Here is a 19,912-nt window from a genome sequence, read left to right as displayed (position 1 = left end):
TGGCGGACAGGGCGGGATTCGAACCCGCGATACGGTTTCCCGTATACACACTTTCCAGGCGTGCGCCTTCAACCACTCGGCCACCTGTCCGGCGGGGTGCTTATGACTGCCGGGGCGCGATCTTTCAAGACCGTCGCGCGCGGTTTTCGACAATCCTGTCATGTTCGCTGTTTCTCTGCGCCGGCGGTTGCGGTTCCGCGCTCGGGAGGTCACATGATCCCGGGGCAGACGGACGAAGGCAAAGGGCGCGATCGTGAGGTTTCTGCTGCGTATGACGGGGTATGGGTTCGTGGCGCTGGGCTTCATCGCGCTGGTGCTCGACGGGGCCCGTTCCATCGCCAATGTCGATCTGCGGGTCGCAAGCCTCGGCGAGGTGCTGCAGGGCCTGCTGCCGGAGCGCTATGCCTTGATCGGACCGGCCATCGCGCGCGGGCTGCATCCCTGGCTCGCGGAGCCCGCCTTCGCCACGGCGATGCAGGCCCCCTTTTGCGCCGTGGCTCTGGTCCTCGGCTTCCTGCTTCTGTGGGCCGGGCGCCCGCCGGCGCCGCAGATCGGCTTCGTCACGCGTCAGTGAACGCCGGGGATGCCTTCCGCCTCTGTCCGAGCGGGCCTGCGACCCCCATATTGGCGGCAACGAAAGGAGCCGCCCATGTTCTTTGCGCGCAAGAAGACCGCCCTGCCCACCGCCGAGGAAGCCCTGCCGGGCCGGTCCGCCCCGATCCCGACCGCGGACACCCATGTCGTGAACGGCCATCGCCTGCAGGAGCCCTATCCCGAAGGCGTGCGCAAAGCCGTCTTCGCCCTCGGCTGCTTCTGGGGCGCGGAGCGCAAGTTCTGGCAGATGGGGGAGGGCATCTGGGTGACGGCGGTCGGTTATGCCGGAGGTCAGACGCCCAACCCGACTTATGAAGAGGTCTGCAGCGGCATGACGGGGCATACCGAAGTCGTGCTCGTGGCCTATGATCCGGCGCTGATCGACTACGAGACGCTGCTGAAGACCTTCTGGGAAAGCCACGACCCGACGCAAGGCATGCGGCAGGGCAACGACATCGGCAGCCAGTATCGCTCCGCGATCTACACTTACGACGAGCAGCAGCAGGATGCGGCGCTGCGCTCGCGCGACGCCTATCAGCACGCGCTCGCGGCGAAGGGCTACGGCCCGATCACCACCGAGATCCGGGCGGCGCCGCCGTTCTACTTTGCCGAAGAGTATCACCAGCAATATCTGGCGCGGAATCCGGGCGGCTATTGCGGGCTCGGCGGCACCGGTGTCGCCTGCCAGATCGGGCTCGACGTTCCCGCCTGACCAACGCTGCGCCGCCGCACAGCCGATCAGGAAAGTTCCCTGTCTGTTCTTGCGCTGCGGCGTTGGCTCCGCTAGCGTCATGCCGGGGCATGGGGTCGGACGAAATGGTGACGCGGGTCGCGACGGTGGCGTTCGAGGGCATCGAGGCACGCGCCGTCGATGTTCAGGTCCAGGTCGCGGCCGGCTCGGTGGCGTTCATTCTCGTCGGCCTGCCGGATAAGGCGGTGGCGGAAAGCCGGGAGCGGGTGCGAGCGGCGCTGATCGCCTCGGGGCTCGCCCTGCCGGCCAAGCGGATCACCGTCAATCTCGCCCCCGCCGACCTGCCCAAGGAGGGCAGCCATTACGACCTGCCGATCGCGCTGGCCGTCATGGCTGCGATCGGCGCGATCCCGCCGGATGCGCTAGCGGGATATGCCGTGCTGGGCGAGCTGGCGCTCGACGGCTCGATCGCCGCGGTCGCCGGCGTGCTGCCGGCGGCCATCGCGGCCTATGATCGCGGGCTGGGGCTGATCTGCCCGGCCGCGACCGGGCCGGAGGCGGCCTGGGCGGCGGCGGATATCGATATCCTCGCACCGCGTTCGCTGATCCAGCTCGCCAATCATTTCAAGGGCACGCAGGTGATGGCGCGGCCGGAGCCCGCCGTCGCGCGCCAGAGCGGCACGCTGCCCGATCTGGCTGACATCAAGGGGCAGGAGAGCGCCAAGCGGGTCCTGGAGATCGCAGCCGCGGGGAGCCATAATCTGCTGATGAACGGGCCGCCCGGGGCCGGCAAGTCGATGCTCGCCAGCCGGCTGCCTTCGATCCTGCCGCCGCTCTCCCCGCGCGAACTGCTCGAAGTGTCCATGGTGCTCTCGGTGGGCGGGCATCTCGCCGGTGGCGAATTGACGGATCGGCGGCCGTTCCGTGCGCCCCATCATTCCGCATCCATGGCGGCGCTGGTCGGCGGCGGGCTCCAGGCGCGGCCGGGCGAGGTCTCGCTGGCTCATCACGGCGTGCTCTTTCTCGACGAGTTGCCGGAGTTCCAGCCGCAAGTGCTCGATGCGCTGCGGCAGCCGCTGGAAACCGGCGACGTGCTGATTTCGCGGGCCAATCACCGCGCCGTCTATCCGGCGCGCTTCCAGCTCGTGGCGGCGATGAATCCCTGCCGCTGCGGCAAGGCGAACGAGCCGGGTTATGCCTGCCGGCGCCAGCCGAACGAGCGCTGCATCGCGCAGTATCAGACCCGGATCTCGGGACCGCTTCTCGATCGCATCGACATCATGATCGACGTTCCCGCCGTCACGGCCGCCGATCTGATCCTGCCCTCGACGGGGGAAAGCTCGGCCGAGGTGGCCCAGCGCGTCGCCCGCGCGCGGCAGATGCAGATGGCGCGGTTCGCCGCGCTCAGCCTGCCGCACATTACCACCAATGCCGCCTGTCCGCCGCCGGTACTCGAGGAGATCGCGAAGCCTGACAATGCCGGGCTCGCTTTGCTGCGCGACGCGGCGGAGGCGATGCGGCTGACCGCGCGCGCCTATCACCGCGTCTTGAAGGTGGCGCGCACGCTGGCCGATCTCGATGGCGAGGCGAAGGTCGGGCGGCTGCATCTGGCCGAGGCGCTGTCCTATCGCGCCCGGAGCGGGGAGATCGCGCAGGCGGCCTGACCGGGCCTTGCGCGAGGGCCGGATTCGTTAAGCCGACCTTGCCGCCATGCACTGAATCGCCGCGATCGCGCGGCGCCTTTGTTCAGCCCTGCGCGCTAAGCCTGCGCCATGGTGTTCTCGGTCTGGCTCTTTCCGGCGCTTCTCGCCGCAGCCTGCGCGGCGCTGCTCGGCTTCGGGCTCGCGGCCCTGCGCTGGCGCGCGCGCCAGCAGGAGCGGCAGGCCGCGCTGGCGCGTGAGATCGAGACGCTCACCGACAGGATTTGGCTTCTGGCGGAGCGGGAGGAGCGCTATCGCAGCCTCGTCGAGGCGCAGGGCGATTTCATCCTTCGGCTGGACGGGCGCCGGATCGTTTATGCCAATGCCGCCTATGCCGCACTATTCGGGGTCGAGGCCGCCGATCTGATCGGCAGCGAAGCGCGGCTGCCGCAACTGGCCCTGCGGCCGCGGGCCATGCGGGAGGATGGGGCGCGCAGCTTCGACGAGTGCCTCGCCACGCATGAGGGCGAGCGCTGGGTGGCCTGGGTCGAAACCGCTCTCCCCGGCCCGGACGGCCGGCGCCTCGTCCAGCGCGTCGGGCGCGACATCTCCGCCCGCATCGCCGATGAGGATGCGCTGGTGGAGGCGCGCAGCCGGGCCGAGGCGGCGAGCGAGGCGAAATCCCGCTTTCTGGCGACGGTGAGCCATGAATTCCGCACGCCGCTCAACGGCATTCTGGGCATGGCCGATCTGTTGGCCGATACCGGCCTCGATGCCGAGCAATCGACCTATGCGCAGGCGCTGCGCACCTCTGGCGAAGCGCTGCTGGCGCTGGTGGACGACATTCTGGATTTCGCCAAGGTCGAGGCCGGGCGCGTCGAGCTGGCGCGCGAGCCGGTCGATATCGTGCAGCTTACCGAGACGGTGACGGAATTGATGGCACCGCGCGCCCAGGCGAAGGGCATCGAGCTCGCCGCTCATATCGCGCCCGAACTGCCGGCTGCACTGCTGGGTGACCGCGACCGCCTGCGTCAGATCCTGCTGAACCTCGTCGGCAATGCGGTCAAGTTCACCGCCAGCGGCGGCGTCGGCGTCAGCCTGCGCAAGGCCGGCGGGGCCATCGAGATCCTTGTCGCCGATACCGGGCCGGGCATCCCGCACGACCGGCTGGAAACCATCTTCGCCGAGTTCGAGCAGCTCGATCACGGGCCGGGAGCGGCCCGGGCCGGGACCGGTCTGGGCCTCGCCATCGTGCGGCGCCTCGTGCAGGCCATGGGCGGAGAGGTGGGGGCTGAAAACCGCAGCGGTGGCGGCGCCTGCTTCCGCGTGCTGCTGCCGCTGGCGGCCGCGCCCGGTGGCCTCGTGACGGCGATCCCGCATTGGCCGCGCCGGCAGGTGCTGGTGGTGTCGCCGGCTCCCTTCGCGGCCGGTTTCCTCGCCGAGACCATTCGCGCCACCGGCGCCTGCGCCATAGTCGCCACGACGCAGGAGGCGGCCCGGGCCGATCTCGCCGCGCAGGGTTTCGACGCAGTGCTGGTGGACCATGCGATTGGCGATGTGCCGGCAAAGGATCTCGCCCGTCTGGCGAAGGAGGCAGGCGTGCGCAGCCGGCTGATCCTTCTGTCGCCGCTCGGGCGGCGCCATTTCGGCGCGCCGCGGTCTCATGGTTTCTCCGGCTTCCTGATCAAGCCCGTGCGCGCGCGGTCGCTCTACGAGCGGCTCGACCCGCCCGTTCAGTCGCCGTCCGCACCGGCCCCGGACAAGGAAGCGGCGGAAGCGGCCCTGGTCCCCGCCCTGCATGTGCTCGTGGCGGAAGACAACGACATCAATGCGCTGCTGCTGACGCGGACGCTCGAGCGGCTGGGCTCGACCTCGGTGAGGGCAAGGGACGGGGCGGAGGCGCTCGCGCTGATCGAGGCCAGCCGGCGCGGGCAGGCACGGCGTTTCGATCTGGCGCTGTTCGACATCCGGATGCCGGGCATGAGCGGGCTGGATTGCGCCCGGGCGGTGCGGGCGGCGGAGGCGGAAGGCCATGGCGGAGAAAGGCTGCCGATCGTCGCCGTCACCGCCAATGTCTCGGGGCCGGATCGCGAGGCGGCGATGGCTGCCGGGATGGATGATTGTCTGGCAAAGCCTCTTGAGCGGCCCGCGCTCATGCGCCTGCTGGAATGCCTCTCGATGCGGCACAGGGAGCCGCTGAGCGCTTGACGCCGTCACGTCTTCGACGCAGTTCCGTCGCAAGGCTGTAAAAAACGCGACGCAAGCCTTTGCGCGTACCGGCAGCGGTCAGAGGCGAGACTGGCGATGACATACCAGGTTTCCGGGAGCGGCCGCAGCGCCCCGGCGCGTTTCTCAGCCGGCAATCCTCTTCTGTCCCGCCTCGTCCCGATGATGCCCGTGACCGGCGGCGCCATGCGCCGATTCGCCGAGATCTCGGGAGAATCGGAGCCGCTTTCCGGGACGCTCGGACGTCTGGGCTCTCTCGAGGTTCGCCTCGCCCGCACCCCGCGCGAGATCTGGCGGGCGCAGCGCCTGCGCTACCGCGTGTTCTATCAGGAAATGTCGGCCAAGCCCGATGTCGTGGCGCGGGTGTTTCGGCGCGATGCCGACCGCTTCGACCAGGCCTGCGACCATCTGCTCGTGATCGACCACGAGGCGAAGGGGCGCTTCGGCGGCACCAAGCCGAAGGTCGTCGGCACCTATCGGCTGATGCGCAAGAGCGCGGCCGACCGTCTCGGCGGATTCTACTCGCAGAGCGAATTCGATCTGCAGCCGCTTCTGGCGCGCCATCCCGGCCAGCGCTTTCTCGAGCTCGGCCGCTCCTGCGTGCTGAAGCCCTATCGCACCAAGCGGACGGTTGATCTGCTCTGGTCGGGCATCTGGGCCTATATCCGGCATCACCGCATCGACGCGATGTTCGGCTGCGCCTCCTTCGACGGCACCGATCCCGATGCGCTCGCCCTGCCGCTGAGCTTCCTGCATCATCAGGCGCGTTCGGAGGGGGACTGGCTGGCCGAGGCCCATGCCCATCGCCGGGTGGACATGGACCGCCTGCCGGCCGGGACGATCGACGTCAAGATGGCGGTCCGGCAGATGCCGCCGCTGATCAAGGGCTATCTGCGCCTCGGCGCCCGGTTCGGCACCGGGGCGGTGGTCGACAGGCAGTTCGGCACCACCGATGTGTTGGTCGTGCTCCCGGTTGCTGCGATCGACAAGCGCTATATCGAGTATTACGGCGGCGAAACCCCGCGTTACGCGGCCTGAGCGGCGTTCACTCGCCTCCTGCCACGAGCGCGCGGACTCCCTCCCGATAGGTCGGGTGCTTCAGCGCATAGCCGAATTCGCGCTTCACGAGCGCATTCGAGACGCGCTTGTTCTCGCCATAGAAGCTCGCGGCCATGGGCGAGAGGTCGGCCTGCGAGAAAGCGACCTGCGGTGGGGGCGCAAGGCCGGTCAGTTCGGCCGCATAGGTGACCACGTCCTGCGGGGGCGCCGGCTCGTCGTCGCCGACATTGTAGATCGCGCCGGGGCGCGGCCGGTCGAGCGAGGCCAGCAGGACCCCGACGATGTCGTCGACATGGATGCGGTTGAAGACCTGCCCCGGCTTGACGAGGCGGTGCGCCGTGCCGGCGCGCAGCTTGGCGAGCGGGCTTCGGCCCGGCCCGTAGATCCCCGCCAGCCGGAAGATCTGAACGGCCTTGCCGGTCGCCTCGCCGAAGGCGAGCCATTGCCGTTCGACCTCGATGCGCTTGCGGTTGCGGTCGTTGCCGGGCGCCGGCACGGTCGCCTCGTCGATCCAAGCGCCGCCATGGTCGCCATAGACGCCGATGGTGGAGAGATAGCCGATCCAGCGCAGCCTTGGCGCCGCGGCGAGGGCCTCGGTCAGCGCGTTCAGCACGGGATCGCCATCCTCGCTGGGCTGAATCGAAACCAGCACGGCATCCGCCTGCTCGACGGCCTGGGCCAGGCGGCGCGAGACGGCGAAGCCACCGAAGACGAGGGTCTGGATGCCGCCGCGGCTAAGTTCTGCCGCCCGGTCGGCATCGCGCACCGTGCCGGTGATCTCCCAGCCGCGCATCAACGCGGCGCGGGCGAAAAAGCCGGCGGTGTAACCGAGACCAAGGATCAGAATGTTCATGCGGCGTCTTCCGTCCGTTCGGGCAAGGCGCGCCACTCGGCCTGCACGGCGGCGTCGCTTTCCTGATCCAGGGCTTCGCGGGCCAAGGCCGCGGCCCGCTGTGGCACGAGCTGCCCCAGTGCCCATACCGCCATTGCGCGTACGAGCGGCGAGGGGTGGCGCAGCCGCGCCTCGGCGGCGTCGGCGAGATCCGGCCGCCGGCTGTTGCCGATGGCGATGAGGACATTCCGCAGGAAGCGGGCATGGCCCGTGCGCTTGATCGGCGTACCGGCGAAAAGGCTGCGAAAGGCGGCGTCGTCGAGCGCGGCGAGATCGCGCAGCGGCAGGGCGGCGAGCTCCGGCTTCAGCGCGAGGCGCGTCTCCTGCGAAAGGCCGGCGAATTTGTTCCAGGGGCACACGGCGAGGCAGTCGTCGCAGCCGAAGACGCGGTTGCCGATGCCGGGGCGAAGACCAGGCTCGATATGCCCCTGATGCTCGATCGTGAGATAGGCGATGCAGCGTCTGGCATCGAGCTGGTAGGGCGCCGGGAAGGCGTCGGTCGGGCAGATGTCGAGGCAGCGTCGGCAGGAGCCGCAATGGTCGCGCTCGGGCGCATCCGGCGGCAGAGCGGCAGTGGTGTAGATCGCGCCCAGCAGCAGCCAGGAGCCATGCGCCCGGGAGACGAGCACGGTGTGCTTGCCCTGCCAGCCCAGGCCTGCGGCCTCGGCCAGGGGCTTTTCCATCACCGGGGCGGTGTCGACGAAGACCTTGACGTCGGCGCCGCCGCGTGCGGCGAGGAGCCCGGCGATGGTCTTGAGCTTGCCCTTGATAACCTCGTGATAATCGCGACGGCGGGCATAAAGGGAGATCGCAGCCTTGTCCGGCTGCGCCAGCAGCGCCAGCGGATCGTCCTCGCCGGCATAGTTCATGCCCAGCATCACGACGGAGCGCGCCTCGCTCCAGAGCCGGCGCGGATCGGCGCGCTCGCTCGTGCGCTCCTCCATCCAGCCCATATCGCCGTGGAACCCGGCTTCGAGCCAGGCGGAAAGGCGAGAGGGCGCCTGCGGAATCGCATCGGCTGCGGCCACGCGCATCACCGCGAAGCCCTCGGCCGCGGCGCGTTCCGCCAGCGCCTTCTTCAGGGCGAGCCCGTTCAGAAGTCCAGATCGTCGTAATGGGCGCTCGGCGCCATGCCCGGCACCCGGTCGGCCAGCAGCGGGCGGAAGCTCGGCCGCGATTTGATCCGGGCGTACCATGCGCGCGTCGTCTCGTCCTCGTCCCAGGGCACATCGCCGAGATAGTCGACGCAAGACAGATGCGCCGCGGCGGCCAGATCGGCATAGCTCAGCCGGCCGCCGGCGATCCAGTTCCGCTTGGCCAGCAGCCAGCCGATATAGCGCAGATGGTAGCGGACGTTCGAGCGCGCCGCACGGATCGCGCTCATCTCCGGCGGGCCGCCGCCCTCGTCGCGGCTCATGAAGCGCTTCATCACCTTCTCCAGCACGAGCGGGCCGGTGATCTCCTCGTGGAATTTGAGGTTGAACCAGTCGAGCAGGCGACGAACCTCGACCCGCTCGCCCGGCCCCTCGGGCAGCAGGCGCCGGTCCTCCAGCGCGAGGCCCCGCGTTTCGTCGAGATATTCCGCGATCGGCCCGGCGCCGGGCACCGCCATGCCGTTCTGCTCCTGAAAGACCGGCGTCGTCCCGGCCGTGTTCAGCTCGATGAATTCGCGCCGCCTCTCCCAGACGCGCTCCTCGACGAGCTCGGTGTCCATCCCGAATTCGCTCACCACCAGGCGAATGAAGCGCGAATGCGGACATAGCGGATAATGGAACAGGGTCGCCATGGCACTCATCAAGCCTTGAAGCGGGTCAAATGCGGCCGAAGCGGGGCGTCCGGCCCGAAACTCGCCCGCCATGCGCCGAGCGCCGCTCTTAGCATGGAAGCGAGGGGCGACAAGCGCAGATGGTGCCGATCGGGACGGATCGAGCGATCGGGTTGCGGAATTGGTAACCAATTTGCAAAGAGCACGGCGTAAGCCGGTCGCGCCGCAAGGCCGACTCCTTACGTCCGCGCACGAGGACCATGCTGCCCATGCAGAATATGATCGAAGCCTTCGTCCTCGGTATCGTCGAGGGCCTGACGGAATTCCTGCCCGTCTCCTCGACGGGCCATCTGCTGCTGCTCGGCCATTTCCTGGGCTTCGAGTCGAACGGCAAGACCTTCGAGGTGCTGGTGCAGCTCGGCGCGATCCTGGCGATCACGCTGGTCTATTTCCGCCGGCTGCTCGACATCGCGCTGCGCGCGCCCAAGGATCCGGATGCCCGTCGCTTCATCCTCGGTGTGCTGATCGCCTTCCTGCCCGCCGCGCTGATCGGCGCGGTGCTGCACGGCTTCATCAAGGGCGTGCTCTTCAACCCCGTCATCGTTTGCTGCGCGCTGATCGCGGGCGGGCTCGTGCTGCTGGTCGTCGACGAGCTGGAACTCCAGGAGAAGCATACGGACGCGACCCGATTCACGCTGCCGATGTATCTGAAGATCGGCTTCTTCCAGTGCCTGGCGATGATTCCGGGCGTCTCGCGCTCCGGCGCGACCATCGTCGGCGCGATGCTGATGGGCGCGAGCAAGCGGGCGGCGGCCGAATTCTCCTTCTTCCTCGCTATGCCGACCATGGCGGGTGCCTTCGCCTATGATCTGCTCAAGAGCTACAAGACGCTTACCTTCAACGACGGCATACTGATCGTGATCGGCTTCGTCGCGGCCTTCTTTTCGGCTCTGCTGGTAGTGCGCTCCTTCCTCGACTTCGTCTCCCGCCACGGCTTTGCGCCCTTCGCTTGGTGGCGGATCGTCGTCGGGATGGTCGGGCTCGCCGGGCTCTGGATCTGGGGCTGAGCCGGATCAGGCCGGGCGCGAGGGATCGGCGAGGGAGTCGGCGACCGTTGGGTGCCGGCTGCCATGGATCTGCGGCAGCGTCGCGGTCTGGCGTTCGATCATGCGATGGACCACCGGCGGGTTCGGCCCGCTATGCAAGGCGCGCACGCGCTCGCCGATCTCGGCATCCGCCTGGGTGATGCGCTGGGCCTGGCGCACATATTCCACCCAGGTCGGGCTGTCATAGCGCTCGATCCAGAGGGTCGGGTCCGTTAGGTCGCGCAGCAGGGTCCAGTGCCGCGCCCCGTCGCGGCGGCGGATGCGCCGCCGCTCTGCCATCACATTCAGGAAGGCGACCACGTCCTCCGGCTTGATGATGTATTCGATCGTCACGATCACCGGGCCGCTGCGGGGCTCGATGTCGATGGCGACCTTGGGCTCGCGCCAGCGGCTGAGCGGGTCGAGGTTGAGCTCCTCCAGCGGCGGCAGGCGATAGCGCAGGCCGAGGGCCGCGCCGGCCAGCAGCGCGATGGCGGAGAGCTGCAGCCCGCGATCGGTGTCGAAATGCGTGGCGGTGCGGCCCCAGGCCCAGCTGCCGATGGCCATGCCGCCGAAGGTCGCCATCTGGTAGATGGCGAGCGCGCGGCCGACGACCCAGCGCGGGGCCGAGAGCTGCACCGTCGCGTTGAAGGTCGACAGCGCCAGCACCCAGCAGCCGCCACAGACAAACAGTCCCGGCATCGTCAGCCAGATCGAGCGGCTCGAGCCCACCAGCAGTATGCCGATGGCGTAGGCGATGAAGGTGGAGCGCACCAGCGCCTCCGTGCTCATCGCCCGGCGCAGCCGCGCGCTCATGAAGGCACCGGCCACCGCGCCGGCGCCGAAGCCCCCGAGCAGGATGCCATAGGTGAGGGGCCCGCCCCTGATGAGATCGCGCGCCACCAGCGGCAGCAGAGCCAGGCCGACAATGGCGCCGAAGCCGAAGGCGAAGGCCCGCAGGATCACCGCCCGGATGTTCGGCGACATCGCGACATAGCGGATGCCGGCGCCCATCGCGATGAACAGCGTCTCGCGCGGCAGCACCCGCTCGACCCTGGGCGGCTGCCAGCGCGCGAGCACCGTGATCAGCCCGATATAGCTGAAGGCATTGATGGTGAAAGCGGCGACCGCGCCGGCCGCGGCCACGATTGCGCCGCCGATGGCGGGGCCGACGCTGCGGGCGATGTTGAAGGCGACGCTGTTCAGCGTCACCGCCGCCGGCACGTCGCGCCGGGGCACCATGTCGCCGACCGAGGACTGCCAGGCGGGGTTGTTCAGCGCCGTGCCGCAGCCGAGCAGGAAGGTGAAGCTCAGCAGCATCCAGGGCGTGATCACACCTGCCCAGGCGAAGAGGGCGAGCGCGATCGAGACGGCCAGCATGAAGCCTTGCGCGACCAGCATGATGCGGCGCCGATCGTAGTTGTCCGAGATCGCGCCGGCCGCGAGCGAGAACAGCATCACCGGCAACGTGGTGGAGGACTGGACGAGGGCGACCATCTCGGGCGAGGGCGAGATCGAAGCCATCATCCAGGAGGCGCCGACCGCCTGCACGAGGCCGCCGAAATTCGAGACCAGGCTGGCGAGCCAGACCGCGCGGAAGATCGGCTGCTTCAGCGGGACGAAAGGGGAGGAGCGTTCGGCCGGCTTGATGCCTTCGGAGGCGAGTTCGGCTTCAGCCACATCGGCTATCGGCTGGGCATGCGGATCATCAGGCATGCGCCTAGGGTTAAACAGGACGCTCGCGGCGGCAAACGGTTTTCCGCGCAACCGATGCTGAAAGTTTGCTTCAGCCCACTCAGGCGGGCCGGACGCGCGGGGGCGTTGCCGCGCCGGCCGCGTCGCGCCTGCGGACAGAGAAGATGAGCGCGACCGCTATTCCCGCGAGCGCGACCCAATGGGCCGGGCGCAGCAAGGCGACGTCCCAGTCGGTCAGGATGTCGGCATTGGCCTGGAAGACCAGCCAGGGAGCGACGCCGCTCGCCGCCGCATACCAACCGGCCTCCAGCAGGGCGGTGGCGAGTCCGGCGAGGACGGCGATGGCGAGAAGCCGCGGCAGCGAGGGTTTGAGCTTCCAGCGAAACAGGCCGCGATAGAAGAGCAGCAGCAGAAAAAGCCCGCTCATCAGCACCGGCTCGGTGACATCGACCTTCGATTGCAGCGCAAAATGCAGGAGCGAGATGATCGTGATCGGATAGACCAGATTATGAAGCCTCTGCCAGTTCTTGCCGAGCCGGCGGATCATGCCGTCCGTCGAGGTCACGCCCAGCGCGACGAGCCCCAGCACCGCGACGAAGCCGATCGTCAGGTAGAAGCGCTTGACGATCTCGGAGACGATCAGCCCCCAGTCGAAGGCCATGTCGATGCAATAGAGCGCCAGATGTCCGAGCGCATAGGCCATGACCGAGAGACCGAGCATGCGGCGCACGCCGATGAGCTTGCCCCAGTCGAACAGCCGGCGCAGCGGCGAGATGGCGAGCGAGAGGATGAGCAGGCGAACTGCCCAGGTGCCGGTGCGGTGGATCCCCTCGGTCCAGGGCTTGGAGCCGAGCTGCTGCATCCAGGCCGCATGCAGGATCAGCAGGGCCGGCAGCAGCGTCAGCAGAAAGGCGGCGAGCCGCAGCGCGGAGAAGCGGCCCTGGCGGTCGCACCAGGGCAGCCAGCTCGTCCAGGGAGCCGCCGGCTTGCGCCGCGCCGCTCTCGTCTCGCTGTTCGCCGTCTCGGCGGTCGGTGCTGTCGCCTGCGCGCGAGCCGGCATCGTCAAGGCCGCTCTCCATGATGCGGATGATCGTCTCCGCATAACCGAGATGCGGGCTCATTGTCCCGCCGGCCGGCACACAAGCGCGTGAGCGTCAGGCCGCGTCGCGCAAGGTCACCGCAGGTCGCAGTCCGGACGCATCGGCGCCGCGCGCCTCGCCGGTGAGCCGTGCACCGGCACGGGTGGCGAGGAAATCCGCCAGCGCCGCATCCTCCTGCCGCACGAAGCCCTTCTGCGGCAGCGTCCCGCCGAGGAAGAGCTCGATCATGGCGACGCAGCCGGCCGCGGTGGTGAGCTGGATCGCGCCGAGCGTCTCGCTGCCGTCGTAGCGGAGCACGATGCTCTCCTCCTCGAGGCGGCCCTTGCGCTCACCGACGCCGGTGACGAAGATGACCACTACGTCCTTATGGGTGAAGGGCGCCGAATGGCCGAGGATGCGCCGCATGGTCTCGCGGTCGTCAGCAAGATCGAGATCGCGCAGCAGCAGCTTCATGATCTCGGCATGGCCGGGATAGCGCAGCGTCTTGTAGCTCATGTTGCGGACCTTGCCGGCCAGCGTCTCGGTAAGGGTGCCGAGCCCGCCGGAGGTGTTGAAGGCCTCGTAGGCGACGCCGTCGATCATGACGCTCTCGATGCCTTCCAGCGCCGGTACCAAAGTCGGCTGGCCGTCGAAGACGATCTCGCAGGGGTTGCAGTATTCGTTGATCAGGCCGTCGACCGACCAGGTGACGTTGTAGCGCAGCGCATTGGTCGGATAGAGCGGCAGCGCGCCGACGCGCATCTTGATCGTCCGCACGCTGTCGAAGCGGGCCGCCATGTCGGCGCCGAGAATGCAGATGAAGCCCGGCGCCAGCCCGCATTGCGGCACCAGCGCGACATCGGCCGTCTCGCCCAGCTCCTTGATGTAGGCGGTGGTCGCGACGTCCTCGGTGAGGTCGAAGTAATGCGTGCCGGTCTCGGCTGCGACCGTGGCGATGCCCTTGTTTAGGAAATAGGGACAGGCGCTGACGACGATGTCGCGGTCCTTCAGGAAAGCGCGCAAGGCGGCGAGATCGGCGGCGTCGACCGCTTCCGTGGCGAAGCGGCGCCCTGCCATCTGGGCGAGACGGGTCTGGGCGGCGTCCGCCAGCGTGACGTCGTGGCCCTGCTCGGCCAGCATTCCGGCGACGATGGCGCCGATCTGCCCGGCGCCGAGAACGGCGATGCGCTGCCTGATGGTCATGACGATGTCCCCCTGATCGGTGCGGCCCGAGACGAGCCGCCGAAAGTGGAGATAGGTTCGGCGAGGAGGGTCGCGCGATGAAGGTGCGCTTCGCCGGATTTCGAAGGCGAGCCCCATTGGTTCGATGGGGAATTCTGCATTACGATGGGAAACGATCCGGACGGGCTCAGCGCTCGAATTTCTGCGCCAGAATCACCGACGAGGTCGTCCGGCGCACGCCGTCGATTGCGGCAATCCAGTCGATCATGGCGTCGAGATCACTCGCGGTGTCGCATTCGACCTTCACCGAGAGGTCGAAATGGCCGCTGAGCGTGTGGCAGGAGACGATTTCGGGACGTTTCTTCAGTGCCGCGATGACGCCGCCCTGCTGCCGGACCTCGAGTTCGATCAGGACGAGAGCCGCGATCGTGCGAAAGCGCTCGGCGCCCTGGCCCAGCACCGTGGTGTAGCCCGCGATGACGCCATCGCGCTCGAGGCGGGCGAGGCGGCCCTGCACCGTGGCACGCGAGACGCCGAGCCGCTTGGCGATCTCCGACAAGGGGAGGCGGGCATTCTCCGAGAGGATGGTGAGGAGCGCGCGGTCCTTGGCCGAATCCGACGATCTCGCCATGGTCTCTCCCAGCCCCGCATAGCGGCGGCACCATGCCCGCAGTCGCCCCCGCATCGCAAGCGGGCTCCTTCGGTGAGCCGGCAAGGTCCTGAAAGCGCTTGCAATTTACCTGAATTGGGAGTGCCATGCGCGCCGGCGGCAGCCAGCCTCGTCAGGGAGAACGCCATGTTCAGGACATTCATTCTCGCATCCGCATCGGCCCTCGCATTCGCTGGCCTCGCCGCATCGCCTGCGGCGGCGCTGACGATGAAGGAGTGCAGCGTCAAATATCAGGAGGCCAAGAAGGCCAACACGCTGAAGGGCCAGAAGTGGAACGATTTCCGCAAGGCGCAGTGCGGTGACGAAGACGCCTCGGACGCCGATGCCGCCGCCGCCGTGACCGAGCCTACCGCCACGCCGGCCCCCGTCCCGGCGGCGAAGCCCGCGACCACGACCGCAGCGGCCCCTGCCGCCGCTCCTGCCGCGGCGCCTGCGGCCAAGCCGGCCGGCAAGGCCAAGCCCGCGGTGTTCCCGAAGGCCGTTTCGGAGAAATACTCCACCGAGAGCGCCGGCAAGGCGCGCCTCAAGACCTGCGCCGACCAGTACAACGCCAACAAGGCGGCCAATGCCAATGGCGAGCTGAAATGGATCGAGAAGGGCGGCGGCTACTGGAGCCAGTGCAACGCGAAGCTCAAGGGCTGAGCATCGGACCGGAGAGAGCCAGCCGCTTTTGGGGGCAGCCCCATGCTTCGACACTCTCTTGGCGCATCGCGACCGCGTCCGTTCGGACGCGCGATGGTCTAGAGCAACTTGAGTTTTCTCGGAACCACACCGTCATCCCGGGCTTGCCCCGGGATCCATCGAAGGGCTTCGGAGCTTGACGATGGATCCCGGATCGGCGCCGCTGAAGCGGCTTGTCCGGGATGACGTGGTGGTTCCGTGCGAAATCAGCACGCTCTAAGCGCCTCAGCCAAAGCCATCCAGCGCCGCGCCTTTGCGCGGCGTTTCCCCGTTAGATCGAGCGGGAGGGCGCCGTTGTCGCGCCCGGCGCGGAAGGGCGGGAGGGCGCTGGACCCTCGGGCCTTTGCCCCTTGCCGATCATCTCGCCGCGGGTGCGGATGATGTGGGCGGTGACGACCTCCTGCACCCGCTTCTCGGCCGCGTCGCGAATGGCGGCGCGGTTGGCGGGCCTCCCATCCTCGGTCTCGATCAGTTCGATCGTGGCGTTGGTCAGGGCGTCGACATCGTTCTTGCAGAACAGCATGGCGGCCTTGGCGACGACCTCGGCCTTCTCGTCGGTTAGCAGCATGGGTGCCCCCTCCCGGCCGATACAGGCCAGCATGCGGCTGCGGATGAGGTCGCGCGATTTTTCCAGCAGAGCTTTCTTTTCGGCACGGGCGGCGCGGTCCCGCTCGCTTTCCGGCGCCTGAGTCTGGGCGGGCGCTCCGGGAGTCACGGGCCCGCGCACATGGGCGCTCTGCTTGACGCATTCGACGAGCGCCGGGAGCATCTCGCCGGTCGATGTCAGAGCGAAGGTGAAGCGGGCATCATTGGCGACGAGTTCGAGAAAGCGCCCGCGGCGGAACGCCTCGATCAGCTCTGATTGCGCCGGCATTCCGATCGTGACGAGCGTCGGCGCCTTGACGCTGGCGACCACGTCGATCGTCCGGCCGCGGTCGAAGGTCAGCCTGAGATTCAGTGTTTCGCCGGTGCGGAGCTTCCAGCCCGGCTTGGTGAAGCCGAGAATCCAGGCGAAATCGGCCGTCACCGAAGTCAGCATGGTGACGCCGCTCTTGTAGCGGGCGCTGACCGCGCAATGCGAGAAGGCGCCCGTCCGGTCGCTGGTGAAGGCGCCGCCGGTCCAGTTGCCGACGACGATCTTGCCGAACGGTCCTGCTGCGCTCGCGGGCAGGGCCGCGAGACAAAACAGGGCGACGAGCGCGGCCCGCATGCGATGTCCTCCATTCCTCTGCCGGACAGGCTAGATCAGGAGGGCAGCGGGCGGAACCCTTGGGCGTTCCGGGAAAGCAGGCGCCGTCGTCGCGAGCGGCGCCTGCCCTCTCGTCAGTCGACGACGCGCACCGCGCCGCGGGCGGCACTGGTCGTGGTGGCGGCATAGGCCTTGAGCGCGGTCGAGACCTTGCGCTTCCGCGGGGCGGCCGGCTTCCAGGCATCCTTGCCCTTGGCCTCCATCGCGGCGCGGCGGCGTGCCAGCTCCTCATCCGAGACCTGCAGGCTGATCGAGCGGTTGGGAATGTCGATCGCGATGATGTCGCCGTTCTCGACGAGGCCGATCGCGCCGCCCTCGGCCGCTGCCGGCGAGACATGGCCGATGGAGTGGCCGGAGGAGCCGCCGGAGAAGCGGCCATCGGTGATGAGGGCGCAGGCCTTGCCGAGGCCCTTCGACTTCAGATAGCTCGTCGGATAGAGCATTTCCTGCATGCCGGGGCCGCCACGTGGGCCTTCATAGCGGATCAGGACGATGTCGCCTTCCTTGACCTTGCGGTTGAGGATGCCGTCCACCGCTGCGTCCTGGCTTTCGAAGATCACCGCCGGGCCCGAGAAGGTCAGGATCGAGGCATCGACGCCGGCCGTCTTCACGATGCAGCCGTCGAGCGCGATGTTGCCGAAGAGCACGGCGAGGCCGCCGTCCTTGGAATAGGCATGCTCCAGATTGCGGATGACGCCGGCCTCGCGGTCGGTATCGAGTTCCTCGAAGCGGCGGCTCTGGCTGAAGGCGGTCTGGGTCGGCACGCCGCCAGGGGCCGCGCTGTAGAAGCTGCGCACGGCCTCGCTCGTGGTCTGCTTGACGTCCCAGCGGGCGAGTGCGTCGGCCATGGTTGTCGCGTGGACGGTCGGCAGGGAGGTGTCGATCAGACCGGCCCGGTCGAGCTCGCCGAGGATCGCCATGATGCCGCCGGCGCGGTGGACATCCTCCATATGGACGTTGGCGACGGCCGGCGCGACCTTGCAGAGCACCGGCACCCGGCGCGAGAGTCGGTCGATATCGGCCATGGTGAAGTCGATCTCGGCCTCATGCGCCGCTGCCAGCAGATGGAGCACGGTGTTGGTCGAGCCGCCCATCGCGATATCGAGCGTCATCGCGTTCTCGAAGGCCTTGAACGAGCCCACCTTGCGCGGCAGCACGCTCTCGTCGTCCTGCTCGTAATAGCGCTTGGCGAGATCGACGATGAGATGGCCGGCCTCGACGAAGAGGCGCTTGCGGTCGGCATGGGTCGCCAGCGTCGAGCCGTTGCCGGGCAGGGCCAGGCCCAGCGCCTCGGTGAGGCAGTTCATCGAATTGGCCGTGAACATACCCGAGCAGGAGCCGCAGGTGGGGCAGGCGGAGCGCTCGATCGTGTCGACCTGCGCGTCGGTGTATTTGTCGTCGGCGGCGGCGATCATCGCATCGACGAGATCGACCTTCTTCAGCACGCCCTCGGCGATGTACTTGCCGGCCTCCATCGGCCCGCCCGAAACGAAGACGGTGGGGATATTGATCCGCATCGCGGCCATCAGCATGCCGGGCGTGATCTTGTCGCAATTGGAGATGCAGACCATCGCGTCGGCGCAATGGGCGTTGACCATGTATTCGACGCTGTCGGCGATCAGCTCGCGCGAGGGCAGGCTGTAGAGCATGCCGTCATGGCCCATGGCGATGCCGTCATCGACCGCGATGGTGTTGAACTCCTTGGCGACGCCGCCGGCCTTCTCGATCTCGCGCGCGACAAGCTGGCCGAGATCCTGCAGATGCACATGGCCCGGCACGAACTGGGTGAAGGAATTCACCACCGCGACGATCGGCTTGCCGAAATCGCCGTCCTTCATGCCGGTGGCGCGCCACAGGCCGCGGGCGCCGGCCATGTTGCGGCCATGGGTGGAGGTGGCGGATCTCAGCCTGGGCATCGGGTCGCTCCATTCCGGGCTCCTCGCGGCCCGTTCGCGCGGCAACCTAATCCGCGGGCGGCATTCCGCAAAATCGAATTCGTCGATTTCGACGATCAGCGGCGTCGATCATCGCGGCCCAGGCTCGGGATCGCTGCCCCCCGGTCACGCGCCGGCTTGACGCGGGAGAGCGCCTGCCGGATCGAATGAGCATCATGCTACGCAATATCGATGTCGACCTGCTGCGAGCCTTCGTCACCATTGCCGAGCTGCGCAGCTTCACGCGCGCGGGCGCGGCGCTCCTGCGCACGCAATCCACCGTCAGCACGCAGATCCGGCGGTTGGAGGACCTCGTCGGACAAAGCCTGCTGCAACGCTCGCCGCAGGAGGTCTCGCTGACGGGCGCGGGCGAGCAGTTCCTCGGCTATGCCCGCCGGATCGTCGCCCTGCATGACGAGGCGCTGGACGTGGTGAACGCCAGGCGGGTCAGCGGTGCGGTTCGGCTCGGGGTGATGGACGATTATGCGACGCTGGTGCTGCCCGGCATTCTCGCGCGCTTCGCCCGCGCCCATCCCGATGTCGAGCTCGAGGTGACCACCGGCTTCACCCGCGACCTACTCAACGATCTCGGCGAGGAGTTCGACATGGTTCTCGCCACGCAGCGCGCCGGCGATGGCCGTGGACAGGTCCTGCGCCGGGAGCCCACCTGCTGGGCGGCGGCAGAGCAAGAGCCGGTCGTTCCCGAAGGGCCCTTGCCGCTCGCCTTGCTGAAAGCGCCGAACATGTTCCGGGAATGGGCGCTGACCGCACTCGGTCAGGCCGGCCGAAGCTGGCGCATTCTGTTTTCGAGCACGAGCATCGGGGCCGTCGAGGCGGTGGCGGCCTCGGGCGCGGCCCTGACGGTAGTCAAGCAGGGCACCGCGCGGGCGGGGCTGCGGCTGCTGGATTCAGACTCGGGCCTGCCGCCCCTGCCCGCCTCGGAGATCGCGCTGCACCTGGCGCCGGGCCGGCAGGGAGCCGCATCGGCTGCGCTTAGCGCCTTCCTCGGCGAGGCCCTGCAGGAGCGCGAATGAGGGGAGGGGGAGTTCTCGGCGGGGGAAGGGCGCTTCCGGCCCGGATTCCGGCCGCCGCCGGCCGAGGTTGGCGCCGAATAATCCATTAAGTGACTGAATATAAACGGAATATGGTTTCCGGCGAAAAACTTCCGAAATGAGCGTTGACATTGAAAAGGGGTGTCTTCTATAAAGCGCCCATCGAGACGGCGCCGCCGCTGAGCGGGGCTGTTGACGCGCTTCATGGATTGGCAGGGCGTTTGGTCCGGAGGGATTTCCGGGTTGGATGTCTGTCTTTGGTTCTGTGGGTGTGTCGTGCTGTTTGACAATTGCATATTGTGAAAGAGAAACGTGGACGGCGCGGTTCTTGCGGGGATGTCTTTTGGCATTCCAACGAGACTTCGGTGTGCTGCGTTTATACAAGAGCCATCGCGGGTTTTTTGGGCGGAAGCTTGAG

At 68.1% G+C, this 19,912-nt stretch carries 17 protein-coding genes and 1 tRNA gene; 8 read left to right on the top strand and 10 right to left on the bottom strand.

The genetic code is table 11. The features are described from left to right. Positions 1 to 90, bottom strand: a tRNA-Ser gene (locus ACOJTB_RS19000). Between the two features lie 181 nt (positions 91 to 271). Here ACOJTB_RS19000 and ACOJTB_RS18995 point away from each other — a divergent pair. From ACOJTB_RS18995 to olsB, 5 genes are all read left to right on the top strand, one after another. Continuing rightward, positions 272 to 574: a hypothetical protein gene (locus tag ACOJTB_RS18995; protein ID WP_420104085.1), complete on the top strand. Its 303-nt coding sequence runs from the start codon at positions 272 to 274 to the stop codon at positions 572 to 574. A gap of 75 nt (positions 575 to 649) precedes the next feature. After that, positions 650 to 1,306, top strand: a complete 657-nt coding sequence (msrA, locus tag ACOJTB_RS18990) for a peptide-methionine (S)-S-oxide reductase MsrA (protein ID WP_420104084.1) — start codon at positions 650 to 652, stop codon at positions 1,304 to 1,306. A 104-nt stretch (positions 1,307 to 1,410) separates the two neighbouring features. After that, on the top strand, positions 1,411 to 2,949 hold the full coding sequence (locus ACOJTB_RS18985; protein WP_420104089.1) for a YifB family Mg chelatase-like AAA ATPase: 1,539 nt from the start codon (positions 1,411 to 1,413) through the stop codon (positions 2,947 to 2,949). Between the two features lie 108 nt (positions 2,950 to 3,057). Continuing rightward, positions 3,058 to 5,133 carry an ATP-binding protein gene (locus ACOJTB_RS18980; protein WP_420104083.1) on the top strand — a complete coding sequence of 692 codons (2,076 nt, stop codon included), beginning with the start codon at positions 3,058 to 3,060 and terminating at the stop codon, positions 5,131 to 5,133. A 183-nt stretch (positions 5,134 to 5,316) separates the two neighbouring features. Further along, positions 5,317 to 6,189, top strand: a complete 873-nt coding sequence (gene olsB / locus ACOJTB_RS18975) for a l-ornithine N(alpha)-acyltransferase (RefSeq protein WP_420104088.1) — start codon at positions 5,317 to 5,319, stop codon at positions 6,187 to 6,189. Positions 6,190 to 6,196: 7 nt separating this feature from the next. Here the strand turns inward: olsB and ACOJTB_RS18970 are convergent, their stop codons facing one another. Genes ACOJTB_RS18970 through ACOJTB_RS18960 form a run of 3 tightly spaced genes read right to left on the bottom strand, consistent with a single transcriptional unit; the run spans position 6,197 to position 8,888 of the window. Next, complete coding sequence (locus ACOJTB_RS18970) at positions 6,197 to 7,063, bottom strand: SDR family oxidoreductase (protein ID WP_420104082.1); 867 nt, start codon at positions 7,061 to 7,063, stop codon at positions 6,197 to 6,199. After that, complete coding sequence (gene queG / locus ACOJTB_RS18965; RefSeq protein WP_420104081.1) at positions 7,060 to 8,298, bottom strand: tRNA epoxyqueuosine(34) reductase QueG; 1,239 nt, start codon at positions 8,296 to 8,298, stop codon at positions 7,060 to 7,062. The genes ACOJTB_RS18970 and queG overlap by 4 nt, the downstream gene beginning before the upstream one ends. Next, on the bottom strand, positions 8,196 to 8,888 hold the full coding sequence (locus ACOJTB_RS18960; protein ID WP_420104080.1) for a glutathione S-transferase family protein: 693 nt from the start codon (positions 8,886 to 8,888) through the stop codon (positions 8,196 to 8,198). Before ACOJTB_RS18960 ends, queG begins: the two co-directional genes overlap by 103 nt. Positions 8,889 to 9,130: 242 nt before the next feature. Here ACOJTB_RS18960 and ACOJTB_RS18955 point away from each other — a divergent pair, with 242 nt between their 5' ends. Further along, entirely contained in the window at positions 9,131 to 9,934 is an 804-nt protein-coding gene (locus ACOJTB_RS18955; RefSeq protein WP_420104087.1) for an undecaprenyl-diphosphate phosphatase, read from the top strand. Between the two features lie 6 nt (positions 9,935 to 9,940). Here ACOJTB_RS18955 and ACOJTB_RS18950 read toward each other — a convergent pair whose 3' ends face one another. From ACOJTB_RS18950 to ACOJTB_RS18935, 4 genes are all read right to left on the bottom strand, one after another. Beyond that, the gene (locus ACOJTB_RS18950; protein WP_420104079.1) at positions 9,941 to 11,668 is read right to left on the bottom strand and encodes an MFS transporter; all 1,728 of its coding nucleotides are present in this window, start codon (positions 11,666 to 11,668) and stop codon (positions 9,941 to 9,943) included. Positions 11,669 to 11,747: 79 nt separating this feature from the next. Continuing rightward, positions 11,748 to 12,707 (bottom strand): protein-methionine-sulfoxide reductase heme-binding subunit MsrQ, encoded by a 960-nt coding sequence (locus ACOJTB_RS18945; RefSeq protein WP_420104086.1) that lies wholly within the window; start codon positions 12,705 to 12,707, stop codon positions 11,748 to 11,750. A gap of 94 nt (positions 12,708 to 12,801) precedes the next feature. Further along, positions 12,802 to 13,929 carry a saccharopine dehydrogenase family protein gene (locus ACOJTB_RS18940; protein ID WP_420104078.1) on the bottom strand — a complete coding sequence of 376 codons (1,128 nt, stop codon included), beginning with the start codon at positions 13,927 to 13,929 and terminating at the stop codon, positions 12,802 to 12,804. A 166-nt stretch (positions 13,930 to 14,095) separates the two neighbouring features. After that, positions 14,096 to 14,539: an Lrp/AsnC family transcriptional regulator gene (locus tag ACOJTB_RS18935; RefSeq protein WP_420104077.1), complete on the bottom strand. Its 444-nt coding sequence runs from the start codon at positions 14,537 to 14,539 to the stop codon at positions 14,096 to 14,098. 165 nt (positions 14,540 to 14,704) lie between these two features. On the opposite strand from ACOJTB_RS18935, the gene ACOJTB_RS18930 reads away from it, so the two are divergent. Beyond that, positions 14,705 to 15,220 (top strand): hypothetical protein, encoded by a 516-nt coding sequence (locus ACOJTB_RS18930; protein ID WP_420104076.1) that lies wholly within the window; start codon positions 14,705 to 14,707, stop codon positions 15,218 to 15,220. A 310-nt stretch (positions 15,221 to 15,530) separates the two neighbouring features. Here ACOJTB_RS18930 and ACOJTB_RS18925 read toward each other — a convergent pair whose 3' ends face one another. Next, positions 15,531 to 16,469: a hypothetical protein gene (locus ACOJTB_RS18925; RefSeq protein ID WP_420104075.1), complete on the bottom strand. Its 939-nt coding sequence runs from the start codon at positions 16,467 to 16,469 to the stop codon at positions 15,531 to 15,533. A 113-nt stretch (positions 16,470 to 16,582) separates the two neighbouring features. Continuing rightward, the gene (gene ilvD, locus ACOJTB_RS18920; RefSeq protein WP_420104074.1) at positions 16,583 to 18,424 is read right to left on the bottom strand and encodes a dihydroxy-acid dehydratase; all 1,842 of its coding nucleotides are present in this window, start codon (positions 18,422 to 18,424) and stop codon (positions 16,583 to 16,585) included. Between the two features lie 194 nt (positions 18,425 to 18,618). Between ilvD and ACOJTB_RS18915 the strand changes: the two genes are divergently transcribed. Next, on the top strand, positions 18,619 to 19,476 hold the full coding sequence (locus ACOJTB_RS18915; RefSeq protein WP_420104073.1) for a LysR substrate-binding domain-containing protein: 858 nt from the start codon (positions 18,619 to 18,621) through the stop codon (positions 19,474 to 19,476). Positions 19,477 to 19,912: the final 436 nt, after the last annotated feature.

The organism is Allobosea sp. (assembly GCF_048595345.1).
Taxonomy (GTDB): Bacteria; Pseudomonadota; Alphaproteobacteria; order Rhizobiales; family Beijerinckiaceae; genus Allobosea.
Note: the sequence above shows the minus strand (reverse complement) of the source record. Positions and strands in the feature narration are given on the sequence as shown.